We start from the raw sequence: 22,007 nt of genomic DNA on the forward strand, positions 1-22,007 counted from the left end.
GTCCGAGGACGTTCGGGCTTACTCCTCGTCGCTCAATAGCTCGGCGACGTCGCCATCACCGTGCTCGGCGATCCGGACGTTGAGCTGGCGGACCGCGTCGCTGACTTCCCGCCCACGGACAGTGACGCGCTTGCGCTCGCCGTCTCGTTCGGGATCAAAGCCCGTCCCGCCCTCCATAAGCACCGATTTGAGTTCGGGACCACGAACGTCCTCCCGAAGCGGGCGGCCCGCGTCGTCCGAGCCGCCGGTCAACGAAAGCGTAAACCCGTCGAGACCGATAGCGCTGCCCGCCACGTCGTCGCCGATCTCGCGTCCCATGAATCGATTGGCAGCCTGTCCATCTACGTCAACCTGATAGGTGTCGCCGGTGTCCGGGTCGGCCACCGCGACGGTGAAGTCGGCCATACCCGATCCAAACCGGGCACGCTAAAAAAGCCCGTCGGAATGGCGCGCCCGTCGATTCCGGTCGAATGTCGGCAGCTACCCCGTATATCCCGGTCGAAAACAGTCGAGGCGACAGTGCCAACCTACCCACGGATCCAAACGGCTTTGCCCGAACGTGACTGTCAGGGCACCATGGAACGAACAACCCGCGAGCGGATCGCTGACCGACTCCGGGCGGAGGCGCTGTCGGCAACGGCCATCGCCGCAGAATTCGACCTCTCGACTGGTGTCGCGGTCGATCACGTCGAACACGTGGCAGCGTCGCTATCCGACAGCGACGAACAGCTACTGGTCGCCCCACCTGAGTGCCCCGACTGCGGGTTCACTGACTTCGACGACCGCCTGAACGTCCCGAGTCGCTGTCCGGACTGCCACAGCGAGAGCGTCAACCCGCCGGCCTTCCGGATCGGAGATCAGTAACAGGTGCGTTCGACCCGGCGATCGTAGAGTCGTGATAAGAGCTGGGTGACTGGGCCGCTGCCGATCGACTGGCCATCGACGCGATCGACCGGCCGGAGCTCCCAGGTCGTGTTCGTCAGGAAGGCTTCGTCGGCATTGGCCACCAGTTCGGGCTCGTACCGGCCCTCCTCGATCGGGAGCCCCTCCGCACGGGCGAGATCGAGGACGAGCGAGCGAGTTACACCGGGGAGAATCGACTGCTCGGTCGTGGGCGTATAGAGGACGCCGTCAGCGACAAAAAAGAGATTGCTCGTCGCGCCCTCCGTGAGATAGCCGTCGCTATCACAAAGAAGGGCTTCGTCGAGAGCGCTGCCGTCATCCGCTCGATCCTGGAGATCCAGACGCGCAAGAATCCCGTTGAGATAGTTGTGCGTCTTGGCTCTCGCGGGGATCGCTGCCGACGAGACGCGCTGGGTATCGACGGTGGCGACAGTGGCTGGCTCGTCCCAGACGGGTTGCCCGTCGACGCCGCCCCGCGGCAGCGAATCGACGATCACCACGATCGTCGGGTCGACCGCCCGATCCGGCGTCAGTTTGCCGGGCTGGACGCCCCCCGTGATCGAGAGCTTCACGTAGGCGTCGTCGAGATCGTTGGCCGACAGCGTCGCGTCGATCCGCTCGCGGAGATCCGACCGGGGCGGGATCGCCTCGGCAAATCCGAGCGTCTCGACAGTCGCTTCGAGTCGGTCGGCGTGGGCCCCCCAGGCGAAGACCTCGCCGCCGTAGGCCCGGAGCGTCTCGAAGGCGGCGTCGCCGTACTGGAAGCCCCGATCCCGGACGGAAACCGTCGCTTCGTCGGCGGGGACGAGTCGGCCGTCGACGTGATACTGCATCACGCCGTCGTTAGGGCGGTCGTGGCTTGTGTGTTGGCGTTCGAGCAGGGGGCTCCCGTTACTGGCGCAGTTCCGGATATTCGAGACGTAACTCGCCGTCGAGGGTGTAGTCGGTGCTGAGGACGCCGCCGCCGGAAAGTTCCATTGTGACGTCGAACGCGACGGTCGTGGCCGCCCCCGAGCGCGGCCGTACGAGCAGTTCGAGCGTGCTGATCGTCTCGTCAGCCAGGTCGTCGAGATCGGTGATGGCGATGGTCGTCCCCGGCACGCGTTCGGGTGTCGAAAGGGTCAGCTCCGGCGGTGGTGAACTGTCACCTTCGACCGGCGAGACGACGGCGACCTGTGGGGGCGTTTCCGCCTCAGGCATCCACACCCGGAGTTCGACCGACTCGACGGTCGTCCCCTCGCGGTGCCAGATCTCGGTCGACATCGGAACGACACCGTCCGCCACCGCGCCGTCGACGCCGAAATGGCCGATCTCGGTCCCATCCTCGCTGAAGTGAATGCTCGCGTGACCCTTGCCGTCCGAGCGACGGGTCGGGTCCGAGAGCGTCTGCTCGCTCCGTAGTGCGCCACAACCCGCGGTCGCCGTGACGCCGGCGACACCCGCCGTCGCGAGGAACCGACGCCTACGCATGCTTACCCCCAGGTCCACGGAGCGACGAGAGGAACCGAGCTGAACCGCCGGCATCCGAACAAACTGCCGATAGCTTCGTCATAACAGGCGATGAGACGGAGTGGTCAAAAGCCTGGTTCACGATCAAACGCCGCTTTGAACGGCCAGGTCCGTGAGTGCCTCAGCGGACGTATCGGTCCAGAAACGCGGCGATCATGGCCTTGCCGTGGTCGGTCAGAATACTCTCGGGATGGAACTGGACACCGACGTGTGGCTTCGATCGATGCCGGACGCCCATCACGACCGATCGCTCGTCGTCGGTGTGGGCGGTCTCGACGAGACAGTCGGGCACGTCGTCGTGGTCGACAGCCAGGGAGTGATAGCGCCCCACGTCGAAGCCTTGCGGAAGGTCGGCGAAGATGCCCTCACCGTCGTGGGTGACTGTCGAGGCTTTCCCGTGAACGACGGCCGGTGCGTGGCCGACCGGCGCGCCGCGGGCAGCACACAGCGCCTGGTGGCCCAGACACACCCCCAGTGTCGGGGTTGACAGTGACTCGAAGATAGGCATCGAGACGCCCGCCGCCTGCGGCGTTCCCGGTCCGGGCGAGACGACGATCGCCGCCGGATCGAGCTCCCGGATACCCGCGATGTCGATCGCGTCGTTGCGCCGGACGACGACCTGGCCGTCGACGGCTGGCAGCCACGCGTCAGTCGTCACCACCTCGCCGACGTACTGGACGAGATTGTAGGCGAACGAATCGTAGTTGTCGATGACGAGGATCGGCCCGGTCACGGGTCAGCCCCCCGGTCCGTTGTCGTCTCCTCGTCCCCCACGACGTCGACCTCGCGGTCCAGCGCGTCGCCGACCGCATTCACCAGCCCGCGGGCCTTATCGAGCGTTTCGTCGTACTCGCGGTCAGGCACCGAGTCGGCGACGATGCCGGCCCCGACGCGCAGGTGGTACTCCCCGGCGTCCCGGACGAGCGTTCGAATGATAATGTTCAGCGTCGCCCGGTCGTCGAACCCGAAGATACCGATACTGCCAGTGTAGGGGCCGCGGCGAGTGGCCTCAACCTCGTCGATGATCGCCATCGTTCGCGGTTTGGGTGCGCCAGTGATCGTCCCGCCGGGGAACACGGCCCGGACCGCGTCGGCCAGGTCCCGATCCGCCCGGAGGCGGCCCTCGACCAGCGAGACCAGGTGCATGACTTCCGAGTAGCGGTCGACGCGGCGATACTCGGCGACGTCGACGCTCCCGTACTCACTGACCTTCCCAAGGTCGTTGCGTTCGAGATCGACCAGCATGGCGTGTTCGGCGCGTTCTTTCTCGTCTGTGCCCAGGTCGGCTTCCAGTTCCTGATCACGTTCCGTCGTCTCGCCCCGGGGTCGGGTGCCGGCGATCGGTTCGGTCACCAGCCGCTCACCCTCACGGTGTAAGAGAAGTTCCGGGCTCGCGCTAACGAGATCGGCGTCAGGGAACTCCAGGAGTCCTGAATACGGTGCCGGATTGACCTCCCGGAGCGCTCCGAACGTCGTCACTGGGTGGACGGCCGCAGGGGCAGTCAATCGGTGGGAGACGTTCGCCTGGAAGGTATCGCCGTCTCTGACGTACGCTTTGACGCGATCGACGCGATCAGTAAACCCGTCGCGACCGCAGTCGCTCTCGAAGCGGACCGGCCCCTCGACGGTCGGTTCTTCGACCGTCGGGTCGCCATCGCGGGCTCGCCGGGCCAGCGCAAACGCCCGTTCACGACCACGCTCGAACGCGGCGTCGGGATCGTCACCGACGCGTGGACAGACCGTCACGTGCAATGTCACCGGTGACTCCGCTGGTTCGCGCCAGGCGACCAGCGCGTCGTAGACCGCGACCTGTATGCGCGGCAGGTTGCGGTCGCGCTCGGCGTCTGTGGGAAGCTCCTCTATTTCACGGGCGACGTCATAGGAGAGCCAGCCGATCGCCCCACAGGGATACGGGACCGCACAGTCGCCTCGAACGAGTGATTCCTCGGCCAGTCGCCCAACCAGTGTCTCGATCGCGTTGCCGTCCGGCCCGACGGTCAGCCACTTGACGGGATCGACGCCGAAGTAACTCCAGCCCTCGGCGCCGCCGCTGGTTTCGAGGAAACATCCGCCCGGCCCGTCGCGCGCCCGACGATAGGCTACAAACGGGTCTTCGACCGTCGTGCGCACCTCGATCGGCACGCGTTCCTGAGGACCAGCGTCGGACGCGAGTGTCCGGAACGTCTCTCGGTCAGTGACCAGCCGCGGCTCAGTCATCACGAATATTCACGAGGAGCAACGACTACCGTGTTGCGGTCGATGTACTATTCGCCGGCCCGCTCGATCCACGTGGCGACACGTGACTCGGCGATGCCCGTCTGTTCGGCGATGGTTTCGGCGTCTGCCGCCGCCAGCTCACCGACCGTCTCGATGTCGGCATCGGCCAGTCGTTCGGCGTAGGCCGGGCCGATGCCCTTGATCGACTGGACGTTTTCGGTCACGTCTTCGTCGGGCTGAGACGGCGTTTCCCCAGTCTCAGCGGCCGATTCGCTCTCGGACGCAGACGGTTCAGATTGGGCAGCCGATTCCGCCGTAGTGTCGTCGACGGCGTCCGTGGCTGTATCCTCGTTGGCTTCCGTTGTTGTATCGTCAGCCTTGCTGTCGGTCCCTTTGACCGCGTCCTCGGTCGTCGTGTCCGGCTCACGTTCGACCGTGACACCGACATCCTGGGCCGTCGATTCGTCACTCGGAATCGACTGGCCGCCCTGATGCTGAGACGTATTCAATCCCAGGGCAGTCTTGATCCGTTCGATGAGTCCCATGTGCGGTGATACGACTGCCAGGACTTAAAGCCGTCCACGTTACGCCCGGGCTACAGTTCGCCTCGGAGTGCCTCGTTCATCGTCTCGACTGGTGCATCCCGGCCAGTCCAGCGCTCGAACGCTTCGACACCCTGATAGAGGAGCATCCACGCCCCGTCGACCGTCGTCGCGCCGGCCGCCGCCCCATCCCGGAGCAAGCGCGTCTCGATCGGGCTGTAGACCGCATCGAGAACAGCCAGATCGTCGTGGAGGGCGTCGCTCGGAACCGGCGATCGATCCTCGTCCATCCCGACGCTGGTGGCGTTAACCAGCACGTCCGCACCAGTCAGTAGGTCACCAAGCGCATCCAGCCCATGGCCGTCAGCGCCGGGAACGTCCCCAGCGAGGGCTTTGGCCTTCCGAACGGTGCGATTAGCGATCGAGACGTTCAGTCCTTCATCTGCGAGTCCGAAGGAGATCGCCCGGCCGGCCCCGCCCGCCCCCACGACCACGGCCGACCCGTCGAGAGTGACGTCGTGTTCGCGAAGCGCCCGGACGGCACCGATCGCATCGGTATTGTGGCCGGTCGGTCGGTCGCCGGTGAAGTCGATCGTGTTGACCGCCCCGATGCGGGCGGCCAGGTCGTCCGGGTCGACGGCGTCAAGAACAGCCTGCTTGAACGGGATCGTCACGTTCAGTCCAGCGACGCCCAGTGTCTCGGCCGCCTCGACCGCGTCACTGGCCTCGCCTTCGGCCGGTTCGAACGTGACATACCGGGCGTCGATGTCCAGTTCCTCATAGGCCGCCTCGTGCATGGGCGGCGACAGGGAGTGTTCGACCGGGTTGCCGATGAGTCCGTAGACGTCCATGCGCCGAGCAACGACGGGGACGGGCAAAACCGCGACGGTTGGCGGTGACGTAGTACCGTACTCGGCCGTGGCTCGGCTCAATCGTGTGGCTTATTGCCACAGTTGTCCCGACTCCGCAAGACATTATTTCCGAGGGTAGTGAGTTCGAGTGTGTCTCGTCTACGTCATCCGCTGACTGCGGTCGCCGCGGCGGTGGCATTGTCGCTGCCGTGGGTCATCGTCGAGGGATCGCGGCTGGCAGCCGGCGCCAGTTGGGTACCAGCCAGTTCGGCCATCAGACTCTCGACGGGCCTCACAGTACTGGTGACTGGTCTGGCGGTCGTCGGTGCCTCCTTCCTGCTCGCCTGGGGGGCCGAAACCGCCGAGAAGGACGTTCCCCGAGCGTTCGCACTCGCGGTCCTGGCGGTCCTGGCGGTAGCTCCCGAGTACGCCGTCGACGCGTTGTACGCCTGGCAGGCAGGGGCGGGCGCCGGGACGGCCGCGGGCGCCGACGCCGGCAACCTCGCGATCGCGAACATGACCGGGGCCAACCGGATCCTCATCGGCCTGGGCTGGTCCGGGATCGCGCTGTTTACCGTCTATCGCGCCTACTCGGTCCGGGACGAGTCCGTCGAGTTCCGGGACGGCTTTCTCGCCGATGTCGTGACGCTGGACAGAGCGCTGACGACCGAGATCACGTTCCTCTGGCTGGCGACGTTGTGGGCGTTTCTCGTCCCGCTGGGCGGCGGCATCGACCTGATCGATACCGTCGTCCTCGTCGGCCTGTACGTGAGTTACATCCTCATCATCATCCGATCGGGAATCGAGACGGAAGACGAACAGATCGGCGTCCCCGGCTACTTACAGAGCTACCGGAAACCGAAGCGGATCGCGACCGTTCTCGGGCTGTTCATCTACTCGGGAATCATGATCTTGATCGCCGTCGAGCCGTTCGCCCACGGCCTGGAAAGTCTCGGACTCCAGTACGGGGTTCCGCGGTTCTTCATGATCCAGTGGATCGCGCCCCTGGCCAGCGAGTCCCCCGAGTTGATCGTGGTCGTCTACCTGGTCAACAAGGCCCGATCCTCGGCCGGGTTCAACGCCCTGATCTCCTCGAAGCTCAACCAGTGGACGCTTTTGATCGGGACGCTCGCGATCGTCTACTCGATCGCGGCGGGCGGGCTCGGCGTCCTCGAATTCGACTACAAACAGCAACTCGAAATCTGGATTACGGCCGCCCAATCGTTCTTCGCGCTGGCGATCCTGGTCAACTTCAACATCAGTCTTCGGGAGGCCGTCGCGTTGCTCGTGTTGTTCGTTTCTCAGGTGTTCGCTGAGTTCATGGTGTTGAACGTCCTCTCGTTGGCCCATCCCGAAGCAGTCAGCCACCAGATCCTGCTGGGCTACACCGCCGTCTACCTCATCCTCGGACTGGCGATGTTCGTCCGCCGCCGGCAGGCTGTCAAGGAAATGCTCGGCATGACTGCCGAAGTGGTCCAGACGGCGTTCGGTCGCCGAAGCGACTTCGATCTCGAGTGAGCAAAATGACGATCAGTGCAGACGAACCCACGGACGAATCCGACGGACACGTCGCCATCGTCGTCTCGGCCGAAGATCGCGCATCCGAACAGATCTACGAGCAGTTGCTCGCCGTTACCGACTGGACGACGATGAGTGATGACGAACGAACGTCGGCCGAGGGCAGCGGGGACGTCTACCGGACTGACGGGTTCGAAATGCGGACCTTCGAAGATTGGCATCTCGAACTCGATGGCGTCGCAGACGTTTTCGACGATCCGGATCTTGTCGTCTTTGCCTCGCGCCACTCGGGGGAGACCGGACCACTGCTGACCGCCCACCACACGGGCAACTTCGGGAGTGCGGAGTACGGCGGTGAGGATCGCGCCCTCGCTCGCGCCGCACCCAACGCAGAAAGCCACGTCCTCGACGCGCTGGCCGAGTACGCACCCGAGGACTACGAAGTGGGGATGGAGTGTACCCACCACGGCCCGACCGACGTGGGCGCGCCTTCGCTGTTCGTCGAGGTCGGCAGCGGGCCCGACCAGTGGGACGATTCCGATGCCGCCGGTGCTGTCGCGCGAGCAATTCTGGACCTCCGTGGGACGGCCCCCGACGCCCCCCGGGAAGACGGCGAATCGAGTGCCCGCCGACATCTGGTCGGCTTCGGGGGCAACCACTACACCCCACGGTTCGAGCGCGTCGTCCGCGAGACCGACTGGGCAGTTGGGCACATCGCTGCCGACTGGGGTCTGGAAGCGTTGGGCGATCCTGCCAAAGCCGACGACGTGCTCGATGCTGCCTTCGAGGAAAGCAACGCTGAATACGCGCTGATCGACGGCGAACATCCCGCCGTCGAGGGCGCGATCGATGCCCTCGGCTACACGGTCGTCAGCGAGACCTGGCTCCGGGCCGTCGAGGACGTGCCGCTGCCGTTCGTCCGATGCGTCGAAAACAGCGTCGAGACCGTCGACGATGGTTTGCGATTCGGAACGCAGGCAATGGGATACGACGGTGAGTTCGAAGTCGTCGAAATTCCGGGCCATCTGCTGGACGAAGCTCAGGGGATCGACCGCGAGGCGACCCGCAAGGCCGTCGAGGCCGTTGCGCTCGCGTTCACCACCGAACAGAGCGCCACACTGGTCGGCGAGCGGGCTGTCGTCGCTGACGGGAATGACCGCGAAGCGTTGATCGACGGACTCGCGGACGTACTCCGCGCGGACTACGACGAGGTGATCGTCGAGGCTGCCCACGTCGTCGCGAGGAAGGAAGCCTTCGATCCCACACTCGCCGCGGACGCGGGCGTCCCGGAAGGCCCGAAATTCGGGACGCTGGCGAACGGCCAGGCCGTCGAAGTCGACGGCGAGACCGTCGAGCCCGAAGCAGTTACCCGGGAGCGAGAAGTGACGTTCCCGGTCTAAGTGAACCTGGGCGAAACTCTCTCAAACGTCGACGGCGTGCGCTTTCAGCGTTTCCAGTTCGATTTCTTCAAGAACGGTTTCGTTGGTCGCCTCCAGTACGACCGGCGGTGCCACGTCAGCCTCGCGGGCCTCCAGCCAGCGACCGACGCACAGACACCAGCGATCTTTCGGGTTCAGTCCGGGAAAATCCAGTTCCGGCCGCGGCGTGATCAAGTCGTTGCCCTGCTTGCGCGAGAATTCCAGAAAGTCCTGGGTCATCACCGCACAGAGATGATGCTGGCCGCGGTCGCCGGGGACCGCCGTGCAGTGGCCGTCGCGCTGGTAGCCGGTCGAGAGCGTGCTACTGCACGGTTCGAGTGGCTCGCCCAGCACGTTCAGCTGGGCGTCGGGATCGCTCTGTGACATACCGTGGGTTGTCGCGAGGTGCGGGTAACAGTTGGTGTCAAGACTGGTTTTGCCGTGATTTCTGTCAGTCGTCACTCGGGACGCCCTCGGCGTGATTACACAACGCCTCGGGCACCGTCGGTAGGCCGCTGGTATCGTGAGTGCCCGTCGGCGGCAGATTCACCTCGGCAGCCGAGGACTCGGCGAGGTCGATCTCGGCTGAAAGGTCGTCCATCGCACCGCTATCTCTGGCATCCTGATCGATCCGCATCGAACAAAACTCCGCGCCGCACATCGAACAGTACCGGGCCTCCTTGTAGTTGTCCTCCGGCAGGGTCTGGTCGTGGTAGTCCGTTGCCCGATCAGAGTCAAGCGCGAGACGGAATTGCTCGCGCCAGTCGAAGTCATAGCGGGCTTTCGAGATGGCGTCGTCCCAATCGCGTGCGCCTGGCTTCCCGGCGGCCACGTCACCTGCGTGGGCGGCGATTCGATACGCTGCGAGGCCATCCCGGACGTCTTCGGCGTCTGGCAGTCCAAGGTGCTCTTTGGGGGTGACATAACACAGCATCGCCGCACCATGACGAGCGGCCTCGGTCGCGCCGATCGCACTCGTGATGTGGTCATAGCCTGGCGCGACATCAGTCACCAGCGGCCCGAGCAGATAGAAGGGAGCCCCATCACAGACGTCCTGCTGGTATTCGACGTGGTCGCCGATTTCGTCCAGCGGGACGTGGCCCGGCCCCTCGACCATGACTTGCACCCCGTGCTTTTGGGCGCGCTCGGTGAGTTCGCCCAGCGTCTCCAGTTCGGCCAGTTGAGCGTCGTCGTTGGCGTCCGCGAGTGATCCGGGGCGGAGGCCATCTCCGAGGCTGATCGTCACGTCGTATTCGGCGAGAATCGCACAAATTTCGTCAAAATGCGTGTAGAGAGGATTCTGCTCGCCGTGGGCCTCCATCCATTCGGCGAGGATCGATCCGCCACGGGAGACAATGCCCGTGATCCGCCCGTCGGTCAGTGGCAGATGCTCCCGGAGAATGCCCGCGTGAATGGTCTGGTAGTCCGTGCCCTGTGCAGCCTGCGATTCGATCACGTTGAGGAGGAGTTCGGGCGTCAGCTCTTCTGGCGTTCCCGCCTGCTTCAGCGCCTCGTAGATCGGCACCGTCCCAAGCGGGACCGGCGAGTGTTCGATCTGACCGGCCCGAAGAGCCGGAATGTCGCCGCCCGTCGAGAGATCCATCACCGTGTCCGCGCCGTACTCGATCGCCGTGTGGAGCTTCTCCCGCTCGGTCTCGATATCGCTCTCGGGTTCACTATTGCCGATGTTTGCGTTGATCTTCGTCGAGAAGTCCTTCCCGATGATCATCGGGTCGATCGAGTCGTGCTCGTGGTTGTTCGGGATCACCGCTTCCCCGGCGGCGATCCTCTCGCGGACGACTGCCGGATCGCGGTTCTCTCGCTTGGCGACCCGTTCCATCGCCGGCGTGATCTCTCCGTCGCGTGCGCGCTGGAGTTGCGTCGCTGTCATCACTCCAGCCGATGTACCACTAGATTATATAACTTGGTGATTATAGACGACACGAGCTGGGGCTGGTCGCGGAGAGAGACTGAAAACGTCGCAGGCAGTCAGTCGCCAGTGTCGTACTTGTAGGTCGCCTCGTCAGGGTCGATGCCGAAGTCCTCGGCCGATTCTTCGGGTTCGTCGTCACCTTCCTCCGCAGCGGCAGCCTTGAAGGCATCCCGGAAGCGTTGTGGCATCGAGAACGACTCGACCTCGAGGATCATCGGGACGGCGTCAGGTTCCAGGGAACCGCGTTTGGTGTCCAGCCGATCCTGTAAGACAGCGGGGAGGTCCGCTTCGTCGATGGCTTCGAAGCCGAACTGGGCGAGATAGTTGGGTTCGCCTGAGAGCGTATAGACGATCTCGAAGCCCTGATCAGTGGCTTCCTGGAGGAGTCGTTCGACGACGTGGGCACCGACGCCCTGGCCGCGCCACGCCTCAAGGACGCCGATGCTCGTCAGTTCACAGACGTCGCCCTCGTCCTTGTGGATGCGGATGCGCCCAAATCCGGCACGTTCGTCGCTCCGTTCATCGACCGCGATGACGTAGTCCCGCGATCGAAAGGCCGTCTCGTCGAGTGCCATCGCCTCGATTTGGTCGAGCAGCCAGACCTCGTCGCGGTTGCGCGCGTCCCGGACGTACATACTTCGAGGTAGCACCCCCCAGGGAAAAGTATTTGCTGGCGAAGATGGGGGAATCCCGAGCAGACACGTCTCGCGGCCGACGGCCTCGCCGAGCGATCGACCGATCGCTGGCCTCGCTCAGAAGCCGCTGCCGTCGCCGCCCTCCAGCCGGTCGACGACCTCGCGGATGTCTGCTGACTCCTCGATTGACTCTTTGACCTTCTCACGCCGGCGGACTTCGGCGGCACTGGCGTTGTAGGCCCGGACGTACTCGGCCCGGGAGTGTTCCTCGAAGGCGTGCCGGATGGCGAAGTACCCGTCAGGCAGAACCGTCCCGCAGACCGCACACTCGATGCGCTCGTGGCTGGTCGACTGATGGACGATCAAGTCCTCGACCCGATCGAAGGACTCGCCACAGCCTTCGAGCGCACATTCCCAGCGTGGCATACCCCAGGTTACGCCCCACCAGGGGTAAAAACCCACCCATCGCCGACCGCGAACCAGAACGGCTTTTGTTGCCACCGGAATAGGCCCGGGCGTGACAGCGACGGTGGTCGACCTCCACGTGAAGGTGCTCGACGAGTCGGTCGTCGAGCGTGCCAAGCGACGCGGGCTGGACGCGATCGTCTACGCCCCGCACTTCCAGCGTCTGCCGGACGTACGAGCGACCGCCGAGCGATTTTCCGACGACGAATTACTCGTCGTCCCCGCACGGGAGGTGTTTACCGGCTCGTGGCGCAGTCGCCGGCACGTCCTCGCGATCGGACTGGCGGAACCGGTACCCGATTTCATCACGCTCGAGGCCGCGATAGACGAATTCGACCGCCAGAACGCCGCCGTGCTGGTTCCCCATCCGACGTTCCTGTCTGTCAGTCTCAGTCCCACCCAGATCGACCGCTATCGGGACACGATCGACGCGGTTGAGACGTACAATCCGAAACACTGGCCCCATCACAACCGCCGTGCGCGACGGATTGCCAGCGAACAGGACTTGCCTGCCTTCGCCTCGTCGTATGCCCACCTCCAGGGAACGGTCGGTGAAGCGTGGGTCGAATTCGATCGAGAGATCGACGACGAGACAGATCTCATCGACGCGCTCAGGGACGGGGCTGCCCGTGAGATCCGCCATCGATCGGGATTCGTTCACCAGGGCCGGTGTGCACAGGAATTCGCCCACCTCGGCTGGGAAAACTCCGGGAAGAAGATCGATCGCATCCTGCTTTCGGGCCGGGAGGCGACCCATCCACATCAGCCGGCCTACGACGGACGGTTCGACGACGCGAGCGTCTATTGAGGGCGTCCGGCCGCGGGATCGACGCCTCAGGCGATCCCCATCGCCTGCAGGCCCTGCCCGAAGGCCCGCTGTGGGACCTGGTAGATGATCGCGGCAGCCACGACGAGTTCGAAGCCAGTCACCGCCAGCATCATCGGTGTCGAGTATTTGCTATCGACTCGCACGCCGATCGGGACGTCGAACTCCCGATCGAACAGCGGATAGAGCAATGCGAGGCCACGACGGGTCCCAAGCATATCCAGTGCGTAGTGGGAGAGCACGCCGATCCAGACGTACTGGAGGTTGCCGAAGTACAGCGGATAGGCCCCCACGATCCCGAGCACGAGGAGATTATGGAGCGTCTTGCGGTGGGTCCCAAAGGCGGTGTCGACATCCGGGAACAGCGCGCCCAGGACCATCGGGACCGAGACCGCCGCGATCATCACGAACGTCTCGACGTCACCGGACGGTTCCAACAAATACCCGATTCCGACGCTCAACAGCAGGGCATTGAGAACGTGGCCGCGCTTGTTCATCGCCCGATCAAACGACGGGTACCACTGAAAGGGTTTCCCACTCGAATCGGTGGCCGCTCCCGACCGCTCGGACAGCGACTCACGGCGCGCCGCGTTCGACGGCCGCTTCGAGGTCTTCGAAGGCCTGCTCGGCGATCTGTCGCTTGATCGCCGTTCGGGACCCGTCGAACTCGTAGCGTCGGACACGCGTCGAGGAGTTCCCGCTGCCCCACGGCGCGGCGTAGGCGATGCCAACGAAAACTGTCCCGACTGGCTTCTCGTCAGAGCCGCCCGACGGCCCGGCGATGCCCGTCGTCGAGACGCCCCACGTCGTTCCCGCCCGATCACGGACGCCCTGGGCCATCTGGCGGGCGACCGGGTCGCTGACCGCTCCCGCTTCGTCGAGGGATTCGCGACTGACGGCGAGTTCCTCACGTTTGGCGTCGTAGGAGTACGTCACCAGCGAGCGATCGAAATAGTCCGAAGAGCCGGGAACGTCCGTCAGCAACGAGCCGATCAATCCGCCGGTACAGGATTCGGCGACGGCGACTGTGGCTTCCCGGTCGCGGAGTGCGTCGCCGACGCGTTCCGCAATCGGAGGGATATCTTCGGTCATGTGGGAGTATGCGTCAGCCCAGACCAAAAGCCCCAGGTCCCGGACAAAGTGACGACTACGAACGGAAAGACAAACCTGCCGGGACCGTCCAGCACGACCATGGACTACGAGACGCCGCAGTTCTATCGCGTCATGCAGTATGCGGCCAAGGCCGACCGGGACGTCGTCGACATGGTTTCGGGGAGCCCCGACTGGGGCCCGCCGCCGGCGCTGCGTGACGGACTTCGCGCCTTCGCCGACCTCGACGCCGAGGCCTACGGCTACCCGCCCAGCCCCGGCATCGAACCGCTCCGAGACGCGATCGCACAGCGCCGCGACGTGCCCAAAGAAGCCGTCCTGGTCACGAACGGGGCTGGCGAGGCCAATCACCTTGCGACGGCAACGGCCCTGGACGAACGCGATGGCGACGAAGTGCTGGTGACCGACCCGGTCTATCCGTACTACGCCGGCCGAGCGAGCGTCCTGGGAGCGACACCACGGTTCGTGCCGACCGACGAGGACGGCCACCTCGACCCGGCCACGGTCCGAGAAGCGGCCAGTGCTGACACCGCGGCGATCGTCGTCACGACGCCCAACAACCCCACCGGGGCGGTCTATTCGGCCGAAACGATGGCCGAACTCGTCTCGATCGCCGAGGACAACGACGCCATCCTCATCAGCGACGAGGTGTACGACCACTTCGATTACTCGGGCCGGTTCGCCAGCGCGCTGGACGTGGACTCACCGGCTCGCATCGTCACGAACTCCTTCTCGAAGACGCTCTCGGTGACCGGGTTGCGGATCGGTTATTCCGTAATTGCCGACGAGCAACTCCGGGAACGGGCACAAACGCGTCACATGCTGACGAACGTCGCGGTGAGTCGACCGGCACAGTACGCCGTGGCACACGCCCTCGAGCACACGACGACAGCGTGGTACGCCGATAACCGCCGGCGCGTCCGGGAGCGAATCGAACGGTTCACCGACACGCTCGACGCGATCGGTGCCGAGTACATCGATCCCGAGGGTGCTTTCTACGTCATGGCCAGGATCGACGGCCTCGATGGCTCGATCGAATCTGCCTTCGAACTCATCGACGAGGGTGGCGTCTCGGCGATGCCGGGTTCGGCCTTCGGCGAGACGAAGGCCGACTGGCTGCGGTTCTCGCTGTTGACACCACGGATCGAGCAAGCGTGTCGTCGTCTGGCGTCGTTCGTCGAGACGGCCGAGGACTGAGCGAGGAGGGTCGAAATCTACGCGCCGTCGAGTGCGGCCGCCAGGTCGTCGAACTGCCGGCGGTAGTATGCCTCTGCGCGCGATCGAGCGAGCGACCCCTCACCGTCGTAGAGATCGTCGAACCCACCCATTCGCCAGAGTAGCGTCGAAAACTGATAGAGGGGTTTGGTCCCCGCATACCTCTCGCCGGGATCGAATTCGCGCTCGGATCGATACCCGTCATACAGGCACTCGCGTAACTGCTCACACTCCTCGCGGTCACGGAAGACCGAATCGATAAAGAGGAACTCCACCTGCGCGAGATTGTACATCGGATCGCCCGCGAGTGTTTGCTCCCAGTCGAGGACAGCCGAGATTGCCGAATCCTCGCCCGGCTCGAACAGGAGATTGCCCGGCCGGAAGTCGTCGTGAACCAGTCGAGGCACGTCCTGACGGGGCACCGTCGAGAGACGGGCTGTCAGTCGCTCTCTGGCGGTATCCTGTAAGTCTTCGAAGGTTGTCCCGGCCAGCCAATCGATGTGGCCACGCGTCAAGTCGGCAAAGTACTCCCGCCAGTCACTCGAGAGATCACGCACGAACAACCGACCATCACGGAGTGCAAGCCGGCCGTATCCCTCGAATGCGATCGTCGAGTGGAGATTGCCAAGAATCTGTCCGACTTCTTTCATGAGGTCGCTCCGCTGGTCGAGCGCGAGGCGTTCGAAGCGTTCGTCGAGATTCGTCCCGTGCATCCGTTCGGTCACGAAGTACGGCGGCACGTCTCGTTCCGGGTCCTCCTTGAAGACGAGAATTCCCGGCAATGGCACCTCGGTCCGCTCGGCGATGAACTCGTGTAAGAACGGCTCGACGGCAAACGTCGAGCCCGTCTCCGGGGCGAATTTGACGACGACCTCGTACTCGGTGCCCTCGTACTGCAACGTCACCCGGTAGACGGCAGCGCGCGTCCCGCCGGTGAGTTCCTGAAAGGAGAACGTCTCATACTCCGGTCCGGATTCCTCGAGTACGGCTTCGATCGCATCGGCAGACGTAGACACGGTTGTCCGAACACTCGGCACATCGCGTAATATCCCTGTCGGACTCTATCAATAATGGAGTATTATTGGCATCATCGACAGCCAAACCCGTGGGTTCAAATCCGCCTGGGCCACAGTACCGTCGATGCCACGGGCCGCGGATTCCGGCCAGCCAGACTGGACACACTACTTCGGCTTTCCGGACGCCTACGACGATCAGGCCGACGCGATCGAGTCGGCACTGCAGGCCGGCCGGTCGCAGGGCTTTCTGGCGATGGAAGGGCCCTGCGGGACTGGCAAGACCATGGCCGCACTGACCGCGGGTGCGACCCTGATTCGAGAGGGAGACTACGAACGACTACTGGTCGTCACGCCAGTCAAACAGCAGCGCCGCCAGTTCGTCGAGGACCTCCGGCGACTGAATGCGGGACTCGAGGACCCCCTTGCCGGTCTCGCGCTCGTCGGCAAGCGCGACCTCTGTCCGTACGGTCGCGAGGATGTCTTCCCGCAAGACGCAAGCGTCCAAGAGCGGTGTGAGGACCTGCGTGAGAACACGGCTGAATTAGTCGAAAGCGACGGCCAAAGCGACGACAGACCGGTTGGCCACGCAGCCGTCAGCCCCCGTATCGAGGACATCTGGTGGGATCCACAGGTCGCCAGTGATCTGGCGAAGGCGGCCCGAACGGGCGGGATCGGCCAGCAGGCTGTCGCGGGCGCGCTCTCGACGGCTGGAAGCGAATCGCCGTACCGTCGGACTCAACCGACCGCTCCCGACGACATTGGCGGCGAGGATCCGCCGCTGTACTGCCCGTTCGAGGCCGACTGGTTCGCCCGGAACAAGGGCTCACCGATCGGCTTCGACGCTGGCGAGGGACACGTCCTCACGGCCGATGAGTATCTCCCGGGGACGGTCGAACGCGGAACCTGCCCCCACCGCGCGATGGGCGTCCTGGTGGAGGCAGCCGACGTCGTGATCGGCAACTACAACCACCTCTTCGATCCCGGCTCGCGCCCGCTAATCGAGTCGATTCTCGACGAGGGAACCTTCGTGGTCGTCGACGAGGCCCATCGGCTGGAAGGGCGCGTCCGAGACCTGCTGTCGGATCGACTCGGCCGCCAAACCATCGTCCAGGCGCGCAACGACTGCCATCAGTTGCTGACCTGGGCCCGCCAAAGCCAGGATCACAAACGCGAGGTGCGAGCCCATCTCGGTGATCACGATGTCCCACTGGACGTGGTAGAGCGGGCCCGGGACTTCTACGACGATCTGCTGGGCTGGCTGGACGACCGCATTGGGACGTACCTCGACGAAACAGTCGGGCGAAATTGGCGGGCTGAGGATGCGGTCCTGCCCGAGCAGAGCCTGGAGATCCCACTCCGTGACCCCGACGAACCCGAACCCGACGAACTCACGCGGTGGGCCGAAGGAGCAGGCTACGACGGCGGACTCTGGCGAAAACTCGATACGGTCGGCCTGGCAGTCGAAGACGCGACCGAGGAACTCGGCCTCTCTCGGACGCCGGTCACCGCGGCAACCGGCGTGATCGCGAGACGGTGGTGGGAGGCCGATCACGCGAGGGCCTTCCGGGAAATCGAACTCGAACACGCGCCACGGGACGACCAGCGAATCGATGGCTGGCGCGGGACCTACACCGCCGGGCTGACGCTGTTCGACTGCCTGCCGGCCGAGCCACTGGCCCGGACGTTCGACGGCGTGGGCGGCGGCGTGTTGATGAGCGCGACCCTGGAACCACTCGACGTGTTCACCCGCGTCGCGGGGCTTGACTCGTTGGCCGACGGCGACGACGGAGACGGCCGGGCGGAACACGACGAGGGGCGACCCGTCCTGACCCGCTCGTATGGCCTCTCGTTCCCGCCCGAGAACCGGGCGAGCTGGATCGTCGACGCGACGCCCTTCACGGCGCGCAATCGCGGTGACCCCGCGAGCATGGAACCGCTGGGGGATGAATGGAACGCCACGCGGGACGAGTACGCTCACGTCCTCCGGGCGATCGCGCGCAATCCTGGGAACGTCCTCATTGCGATGCCCAACTACCGGGAGGCGACCTGGGCCGGCGCGTACCTCGAGGAAGCCGTCGAGAAACCAATCCTCGTCGACGAGTCCTCGAGTAACGAGGCGACAGAGTCGCTGAAGCGTGACTTTTTCGCTGGCGAGGGGACGGTTCTGGTTACCAGTACCCGGGGCACGCTCACAGAAGGCGTCGATTACGACGGCGAGAAGCTCCAGGCGGCCGCGGTCGTCGGGGTGCCACTGGTGAACATCGGCTCCCCGCGCGTCCGGGCCGTCCAGCGAGCCTACGGGGACGTCTTCGGCGAGGACCACGCCTTCGAATACGCGCTGACGATCCCGGCCGTCAGACGCGCCCGGCAGGCGATCGGCCGGGTGATTCGCGGCGCTGACGAGGTCGGGGTTCGAGCGCTGGTCGGCGCACGATATACGCCCGACGCGCGTCACTCGGTCTACGGGTATCTCTCGCCCGCCGAGCGCAAGGAGTTCGTGACAATGGGTCCCGAGTTCCTCCCCGACCAGATCGAGCGGTTTTGGACGAACGACTGACCCGTCGACCCAATCACAGACAACAGTGACCCAAGACGGCACTGTCCGCAAGTGTCGTTCAAGCCGTGTGCCACCGTTCTCAATTGGGGGTGCCACCGTTTCAAAATACCCCTCTCGCTAGCGCGTCAGCCACTAGGCTGAAAAATAATTGTAATTATAAATCAAGTTTATTCTCGGACAGGTTCGACATGATGCACAGGCCGGGCTATATGAGTGCCCCGAACGTGTTCGGAGTCAGTTGTTTCCTCGAATAGATTGAAGATATTGTCGTGATGGGGATACGTTACCGCTCGCCCGGTCGGGAACATCGCAGAGCGCTCGGTGCCAGAACGACGAGTCGAGCGACGACGATCGCTTCTGGACGACGAGCGACCGACGTGGTCGACGGCGGTAACGCTGCTCGCGAATCCCCAACTGCAACGTGATCAATCATGAGTATGTACTGCTATCAGTGTCAGGAGACGGTCGAGAACGAAGCGTGTACGGACGTCGGCGTCTGTGGGAAAGACGCCGAGACGGCGAATCTCCAGGACCTGCTCGTCTGGGAGCTCAAGGGACTGGCCGCCCTCGGCGAAATGGCCCGCGAGAAAGGTATCGTCGACGAGGACGTCCAGGTATTCATCGTCGAGAGTCTCTTCTCGACGATCACGAACGTCAATTTCGACCCGGAGTGGTTCGAGAAACAAATCAACAACGGGCTCGACCTCCGGCGTGACCTGCGAGAACGCCTCGAAGCAGAAGTCGGCCCTATCGAGGACGCTGCTCTCCCCGAGGCCGCCACATGGGACGCCGAGGAAACGGCAGCATTCTACGAGAAAGCGACCGAAGTCGGCGTCCGATCGACCGACAACGAGGACGTCCGATCGCTCCGGGAGCTGTTGACCTACGGCATCAAGGGGATCGCCGCTTACGCCGATCACGCCCACGTCTTGGGTGAGCAAAAGGACGAGGTCAACGCGTTCGTCCAGCGCGGCCTCGCTGCGACGCTAGACGACGAATTGAGCGTCGACGAGTTGATCGAACTCGTCGTCGAGTGTGGCGAGATCAGCGTCGCGGTCATGGAAACCCTAGACGAGGCCCACACCAGCACCTACGGTCACCCCGAGCCGACCGAGGTCGACATCGGAACCCGTGACCGGCCGGGGATTCTCGTTAGCGGTCACGATCTGAAGGACCTCGAAGAACTGCTCGAACAGACCGAAGGCGAGGGCGTCGACGTCTACACCCACGGCGAAATGCTCCCGGCCCACGCCTATCCCGCCTTCGAGGAGTACGATCACTTCGTCGGCAACTACGGCAACGCCTGGTGGCAACAACACGAGGAGTTCGAGGCGTTCAACGGCCCGGTTCTGATGACTACCAACTGTCTGACCCCGCCAAAGGACTCCTACGCCGAGCGAACCTACACGACCGGCGTCGTCCGTTATCCCGGCCTGCCACACGTCGCGGACCGCTCCGAGGGCGAGTCCAAGGACTTCTCGGCACTACTCGAGCACGCCAAGGAGACCGAACCGCCCGAGGAGATCGAGTCCGGGACGGTCACCAACGGGTTCGCTCACGACGCCGTGCTCGACCGAGCCGAGGACGTCATCGAGGCCATCGAGGCCGGTGACGTGCGCGGGTTCGTCGTCATGGGCGGCTGTGACGGTCGCCATCCCGAACGGGACTACTACACCGAGATGGCCAAATCGCTGCCCGAGGACGTCATCATCTTGACGGCCGGGTGTGCGAAGTACCGCTACAACAAGCTAGATCTGGGCGATATCGGCGGTATCCCACGCGTCCTCGACGCCGGCCAGTGCAACGATTCGTACTCGCTTTTGAAGATCGCGATGGAGCTCACCGAGGCCCTCGATGTCGAGGACGTCAACGACCTGCCGATCGCCTACGACATCGCGTGGTACGAGCAGAAAGCCGTGACTGTCCTACTGGCGTTGCTCAGTCAGGGTGTCGAGGGGATCCGACTCGGGCCGACCCTGCCTGCCTTCCTCTCGGAGAACGTCATCGACGTGCTGGTCGAGGAATTCGACATCAAGCCGATCGACTCCGTCGAGGCCGACCGCGAAGCCATCCTCGCGGAACTCGAATCGAGTCCCCTGATCGACGCCAGTGCTGTTGCTGCAGACTGATCGAAGAGTCCGTTCGGCCTCGAAAGCGGCGGTTCGACCACGCACAGAGAACCCATCACACGATAGTACCGACGGGTTCTCAAGCCCAGGCTGGAAAAGACGGGCATGAACGACATCGACGTCAAGGCCGTCGAGGAAATCGACGAATCTGCCGTGCCGGCAGGGATCGAAGGGCCCGAATACGTCCTCTATGGTGGCAAAGGTGGGGTCGGCAAGACGACGATGGCAGCGGCGACAGCCCTCGCCAGCGCCCGCGACGACACCGCGACGCTCGTCATCTCGACCGATCCCGCCCACTCGCTGTCGGACACCCTGGAAACGGACATTCCAGCCGAACCCGGACGGATCCGCGAGGATATCCCACTCTATGCGGCCGAGATCGATCCCGAGGCCGCGCTGGGCGACGATCCGCTCGGAATCGAAGGCGGCGGACTCGGCGGCCTCGGACAGCTGCTGGGCGAAGACGTCACTGACCCGTTCACGAACGCGATGCCCGGCACCGACGAAGCCGCGGCGATCCGCCTCCTGATCCGGTATCTCGACGACGAACGCTTCGACCGCGTGGTGGTCGACACCGCGCCGACGGGCCACACGCTCCGCCTGCTCGAACTCCCGGAAGTCATGGACTCGATGGTTGGCAAATTCCTGTCGTTCCGCGAGCGGTTGAGCGGGATGATGGGCACCATCACCGGCATGTTCGGCGACGCCGACGAGGAGGACATCGAGGAGGGTCTCGACGATCTTCGCGTGCTTCGAGAGCGGATCGAACGCCTCCGTGCGATCCTTCAGGATCCTGCAAAGACCGACTTCCGGGTCGTCATGGTGCCCGAGGAGTTGAGCGTCATGGAGTCCGAGCGATTGCTCGATCGCCTCGCCACCTTCGACATCCCCGTCGAGACGGTCGTCGTCAATCGCGTTATGGAGGATCTGGCCGACGTGGCCGATATTGATGCCGACTGGTACGTCTCGCCGAACCACGAGGACTGTGAGTTCTGCCAGCGCCGCTGGTCGGTCCAGCAGACGGCACTCGAACGATCACAGGACGTTTTCCGGGGCCACGACGTGCGCCGGGTGCCACTGTTTGCTGACGAAGTCCGGGGCGAGCAGTTGCTCCGAATCGTCGCTGCGTGTCTGGAGGAGTAGCCCAACTGTAGGTTTCTGAA

22 protein-coding genes are annotated in these 22,007 nt (G+C 64.3%); 8 read left to right on the forward strand and 14 right to left on the reverse strand.

Annotation, left to right across the window (positions count from 1 at the left end):
- Window positions 1-18: 18 nt before the first annotated feature.
- Window positions 19-405, reverse strand: a complete 387-nt coding sequence (locus HZR20_RS01400; RefSeq protein ID WP_181684808.1) for a 30S ribosomal protein S6e — start codon at window positions 403-405, stop codon at window positions 19-21.
- Between the two features lie 171 nt (window positions 406-576).
- On the opposite strand from HZR20_RS01400, the gene HZR20_RS01405 reads away from it, so the two are divergent.
- A complete protein-coding gene (locus HZR20_RS01405) occupies window positions 577-864 on the forward strand; it encodes a transcriptional regulator (protein WP_181684809.1) in 288 nt (95 codons plus the stop codon).
- On the opposite strand, the gene HZR20_RS01410 is transcribed toward HZR20_RS01405, so the two are convergent.
- From HZR20_RS01410 to HZR20_RS01435, 6 genes are all read right to left on the reverse strand, one after another.
- Window positions 858-1,736, reverse strand: coding sequence for an aminotransferase class IV (locus tag HZR20_RS01410; protein ID WP_181684810.1), 879 nt, complete (start codon window positions 1,734-1,736; stop codon window positions 858-860). The genes HZR20_RS01405 and HZR20_RS01410 overlap by 7 nt on opposite strands.
- Window positions 1,737-1,794: 58 nt before the next feature.
- Window positions 1,795-2,373 (reverse strand): hypothetical protein, encoded by a 579-nt coding sequence (locus HZR20_RS01415; protein WP_181684812.1) that lies wholly within the window; start codon window positions 2,371-2,373, stop codon window positions 1,795-1,797.
- Between the two features lie 160 nt (window positions 2,374-2,533).
- Complete coding sequence (locus HZR20_RS01420; RefSeq protein WP_181684814.1) at window positions 2,534-3,145, reverse strand: anthranilate synthase component II; 612 nt, start codon at window positions 3,143-3,145, stop codon at window positions 2,534-2,536.
- Window positions 3,142-4,629 carry an aminodeoxychorismate synthase, component I gene (pabB, locus tag HZR20_RS01425; protein WP_181684815.1) on the reverse strand — a complete coding sequence of 496 codons (1,488 nt, stop codon included), beginning with the start codon at window positions 4,627-4,629 and terminating at the stop codon, window positions 3,142-3,144. Before pabB ends, HZR20_RS01420 begins: the two co-directional genes overlap by 4 nt.
- A gap of 47 nt (window positions 4,630-4,676) precedes the next feature.
- The gene (locus tag HZR20_RS01430; protein ID WP_181684816.1) at window positions 4,677-5,174 is read right to left on the reverse strand and encodes a helix-hairpin-helix domain-containing protein; all 498 of its coding nucleotides are present in this window, start codon (window positions 5,172-5,174) and stop codon (window positions 4,677-4,679) included.
- 50 nt (window positions 5,175-5,224) lie between these two features.
- Window positions 5,225-6,022 carry a shikimate dehydrogenase gene (locus HZR20_RS01435; RefSeq protein ID WP_181684817.1) on the reverse strand — a complete coding sequence of 266 codons (798 nt, stop codon included), beginning with the start codon at window positions 6,020-6,022 and terminating at the stop codon, window positions 5,225-5,227.
- Between the two features lie 150 nt (window positions 6,023-6,172).
- Here HZR20_RS01435 and HZR20_RS01440 point away from each other — a divergent pair, with 150 nt between their 5' ends.
- Together HZR20_RS01440 and HZR20_RS01445 are read left to right on the forward strand one after the other, a co-directional pair.
- Window positions 6,173-7,540, forward strand: coding sequence for a sodium:calcium antiporter (locus tag HZR20_RS01440; protein ID WP_181684818.1), 1,368 nt, complete (start codon window positions 6,173-6,175; stop codon window positions 7,538-7,540).
- 5 nt (window positions 7,541-7,545) lie between these two features.
- Window positions 7,546-8,940, forward strand: a complete 1,395-nt coding sequence (locus HZR20_RS01445) for a D-aminoacyl-tRNA deacylase (protein WP_181684819.1) — start codon at window positions 7,546-7,548, stop codon at window positions 8,938-8,940.
- A 21-nt stretch (window positions 8,941-8,961) separates the two neighbouring features.
- On the opposite strand, the gene HZR20_RS01450 is transcribed toward HZR20_RS01445, so the two are convergent.
- The 4 genes from HZR20_RS01450 to HZR20_RS01465 form a co-directional block, all read right to left on the reverse strand.
- Window positions 8,962-9,345, reverse strand: a complete 384-nt coding sequence (locus tag HZR20_RS01450; RefSeq protein WP_181684820.1) for a DUF2237 family protein — start codon at window positions 9,343-9,345, stop codon at window positions 8,962-8,964.
- Window positions 9,346-9,409: 64 nt separating this feature from the next.
- A complete protein-coding gene (gene thiC / locus HZR20_RS01455; protein ID WP_181684821.1) occupies window positions 9,410-10,849 on the reverse strand; it encodes a phosphomethylpyrimidine synthase ThiC in 1,440 nt (479 codons plus the stop codon).
- A 98-nt stretch (window positions 10,850-10,947) separates the two neighbouring features.
- The gene (locus tag HZR20_RS01460) at window positions 10,948-11,526 is read right to left on the reverse strand and encodes a GNAT family N-acetyltransferase (protein ID WP_181684822.1); all 579 of its coding nucleotides are present in this window, start codon (window positions 11,524-11,526) and stop codon (window positions 10,948-10,950) included.
- A gap of 117 nt (window positions 11,527-11,643) precedes the next feature.
- On the reverse strand, window positions 11,644-11,952 hold the full coding sequence (locus HZR20_RS01465) for a DUF7565 family protein (protein ID WP_181684823.1): 309 nt from the start codon (window positions 11,950-11,952) through the stop codon (window positions 11,644-11,646).
- A gap of 91 nt (window positions 11,953-12,043) precedes the next feature.
- On the opposite strand from HZR20_RS01465, the gene HZR20_RS01470 reads away from it, so the two are divergent.
- A complete protein-coding gene (locus tag HZR20_RS01470; RefSeq protein ID WP_181684824.1) occupies window positions 12,044-12,799 on the forward strand; it encodes a PHP domain-containing protein in 756 nt (251 codons plus the stop codon).
- A gap of 26 nt (window positions 12,800-12,825) precedes the next feature.
- Here the strand turns inward: HZR20_RS01470 and HZR20_RS01475 are convergent, their stop codons facing one another.
- Window positions 12,826-13,314, reverse strand: coding sequence for a metal-dependent hydrolase (locus tag HZR20_RS01475; protein WP_181684825.1), 489 nt, complete (start codon window positions 13,312-13,314; stop codon window positions 12,826-12,828).
- A 79-nt stretch (window positions 13,315-13,393) separates the two neighbouring features.
- Entirely contained in the window at window positions 13,394-13,909 is a 516-nt protein-coding gene (locus tag HZR20_RS01480) for a CinA family protein (protein ID WP_181684826.1), read from the reverse strand.
- A 99-nt stretch (window positions 13,910-14,008) separates the two neighbouring features.
- Here HZR20_RS01480 and HZR20_RS01485 point away from each other — a divergent pair, with 99 nt between their 5' ends.
- A complete protein-coding gene (locus tag HZR20_RS01485) occupies window positions 14,009-15,124 on the forward strand; it encodes a pyridoxal phosphate-dependent aminotransferase (RefSeq protein WP_181684827.1) in 1,116 nt (371 codons plus the stop codon).
- Between the two features lie 17 nt (window positions 15,125-15,141).
- Here HZR20_RS01485 and HZR20_RS01490 read toward each other — a convergent pair whose 3' ends face one another.
- Complete coding sequence (locus tag HZR20_RS01490) at window positions 15,142-16,158, reverse strand: phosphotransferase family protein (RefSeq protein WP_181684828.1); 1,017 nt, start codon at window positions 16,156-16,158, stop codon at window positions 15,142-15,144.
- Between the two features lie 124 nt (window positions 16,159-16,282).
- On the opposite strand from HZR20_RS01490, the gene HZR20_RS01495 reads away from it, so the two are divergent.
- From HZR20_RS01495 to HZR20_RS01505, 3 genes are all read left to right on the forward strand, one after another.
- On the forward strand, window positions 16,283-18,715 hold the full coding sequence (locus HZR20_RS01495) for an ATP-dependent DNA helicase (protein ID WP_181684829.1): 2,433 nt from the start codon (window positions 16,283-16,285) through the stop codon (window positions 18,713-18,715).
- 431 nt (window positions 18,716-19,146) lie between these two features.
- Window positions 19,147-20,844, forward strand: a complete 1,698-nt coding sequence (gene hcp / locus HZR20_RS01500) for a hydroxylamine reductase (protein ID WP_181684830.1) — start codon at window positions 19,147-19,149, stop codon at window positions 20,842-20,844.
- Between the two features lie 105 nt (window positions 20,845-20,949).
- The gene (locus HZR20_RS01505) at window positions 20,950-21,987 is read left to right on the forward strand and encodes an ArsA family ATPase (RefSeq protein WP_181684831.1); all 1,038 of its coding nucleotides are present in this window, start codon (window positions 20,950-20,952) and stop codon (window positions 21,985-21,987) included.
- The last annotated feature ends 20 nt before the right edge of the window (window positions 21,988-22,007 follow it).

The organism is Halorhabdus salina, assembly GCF_013839425.1.
Classification (GTDB): Archaea; Halobacteriota; Halobacteria; order Halobacteriales; family Haloarculaceae; genus Halorhabdus; species Halorhabdus salina.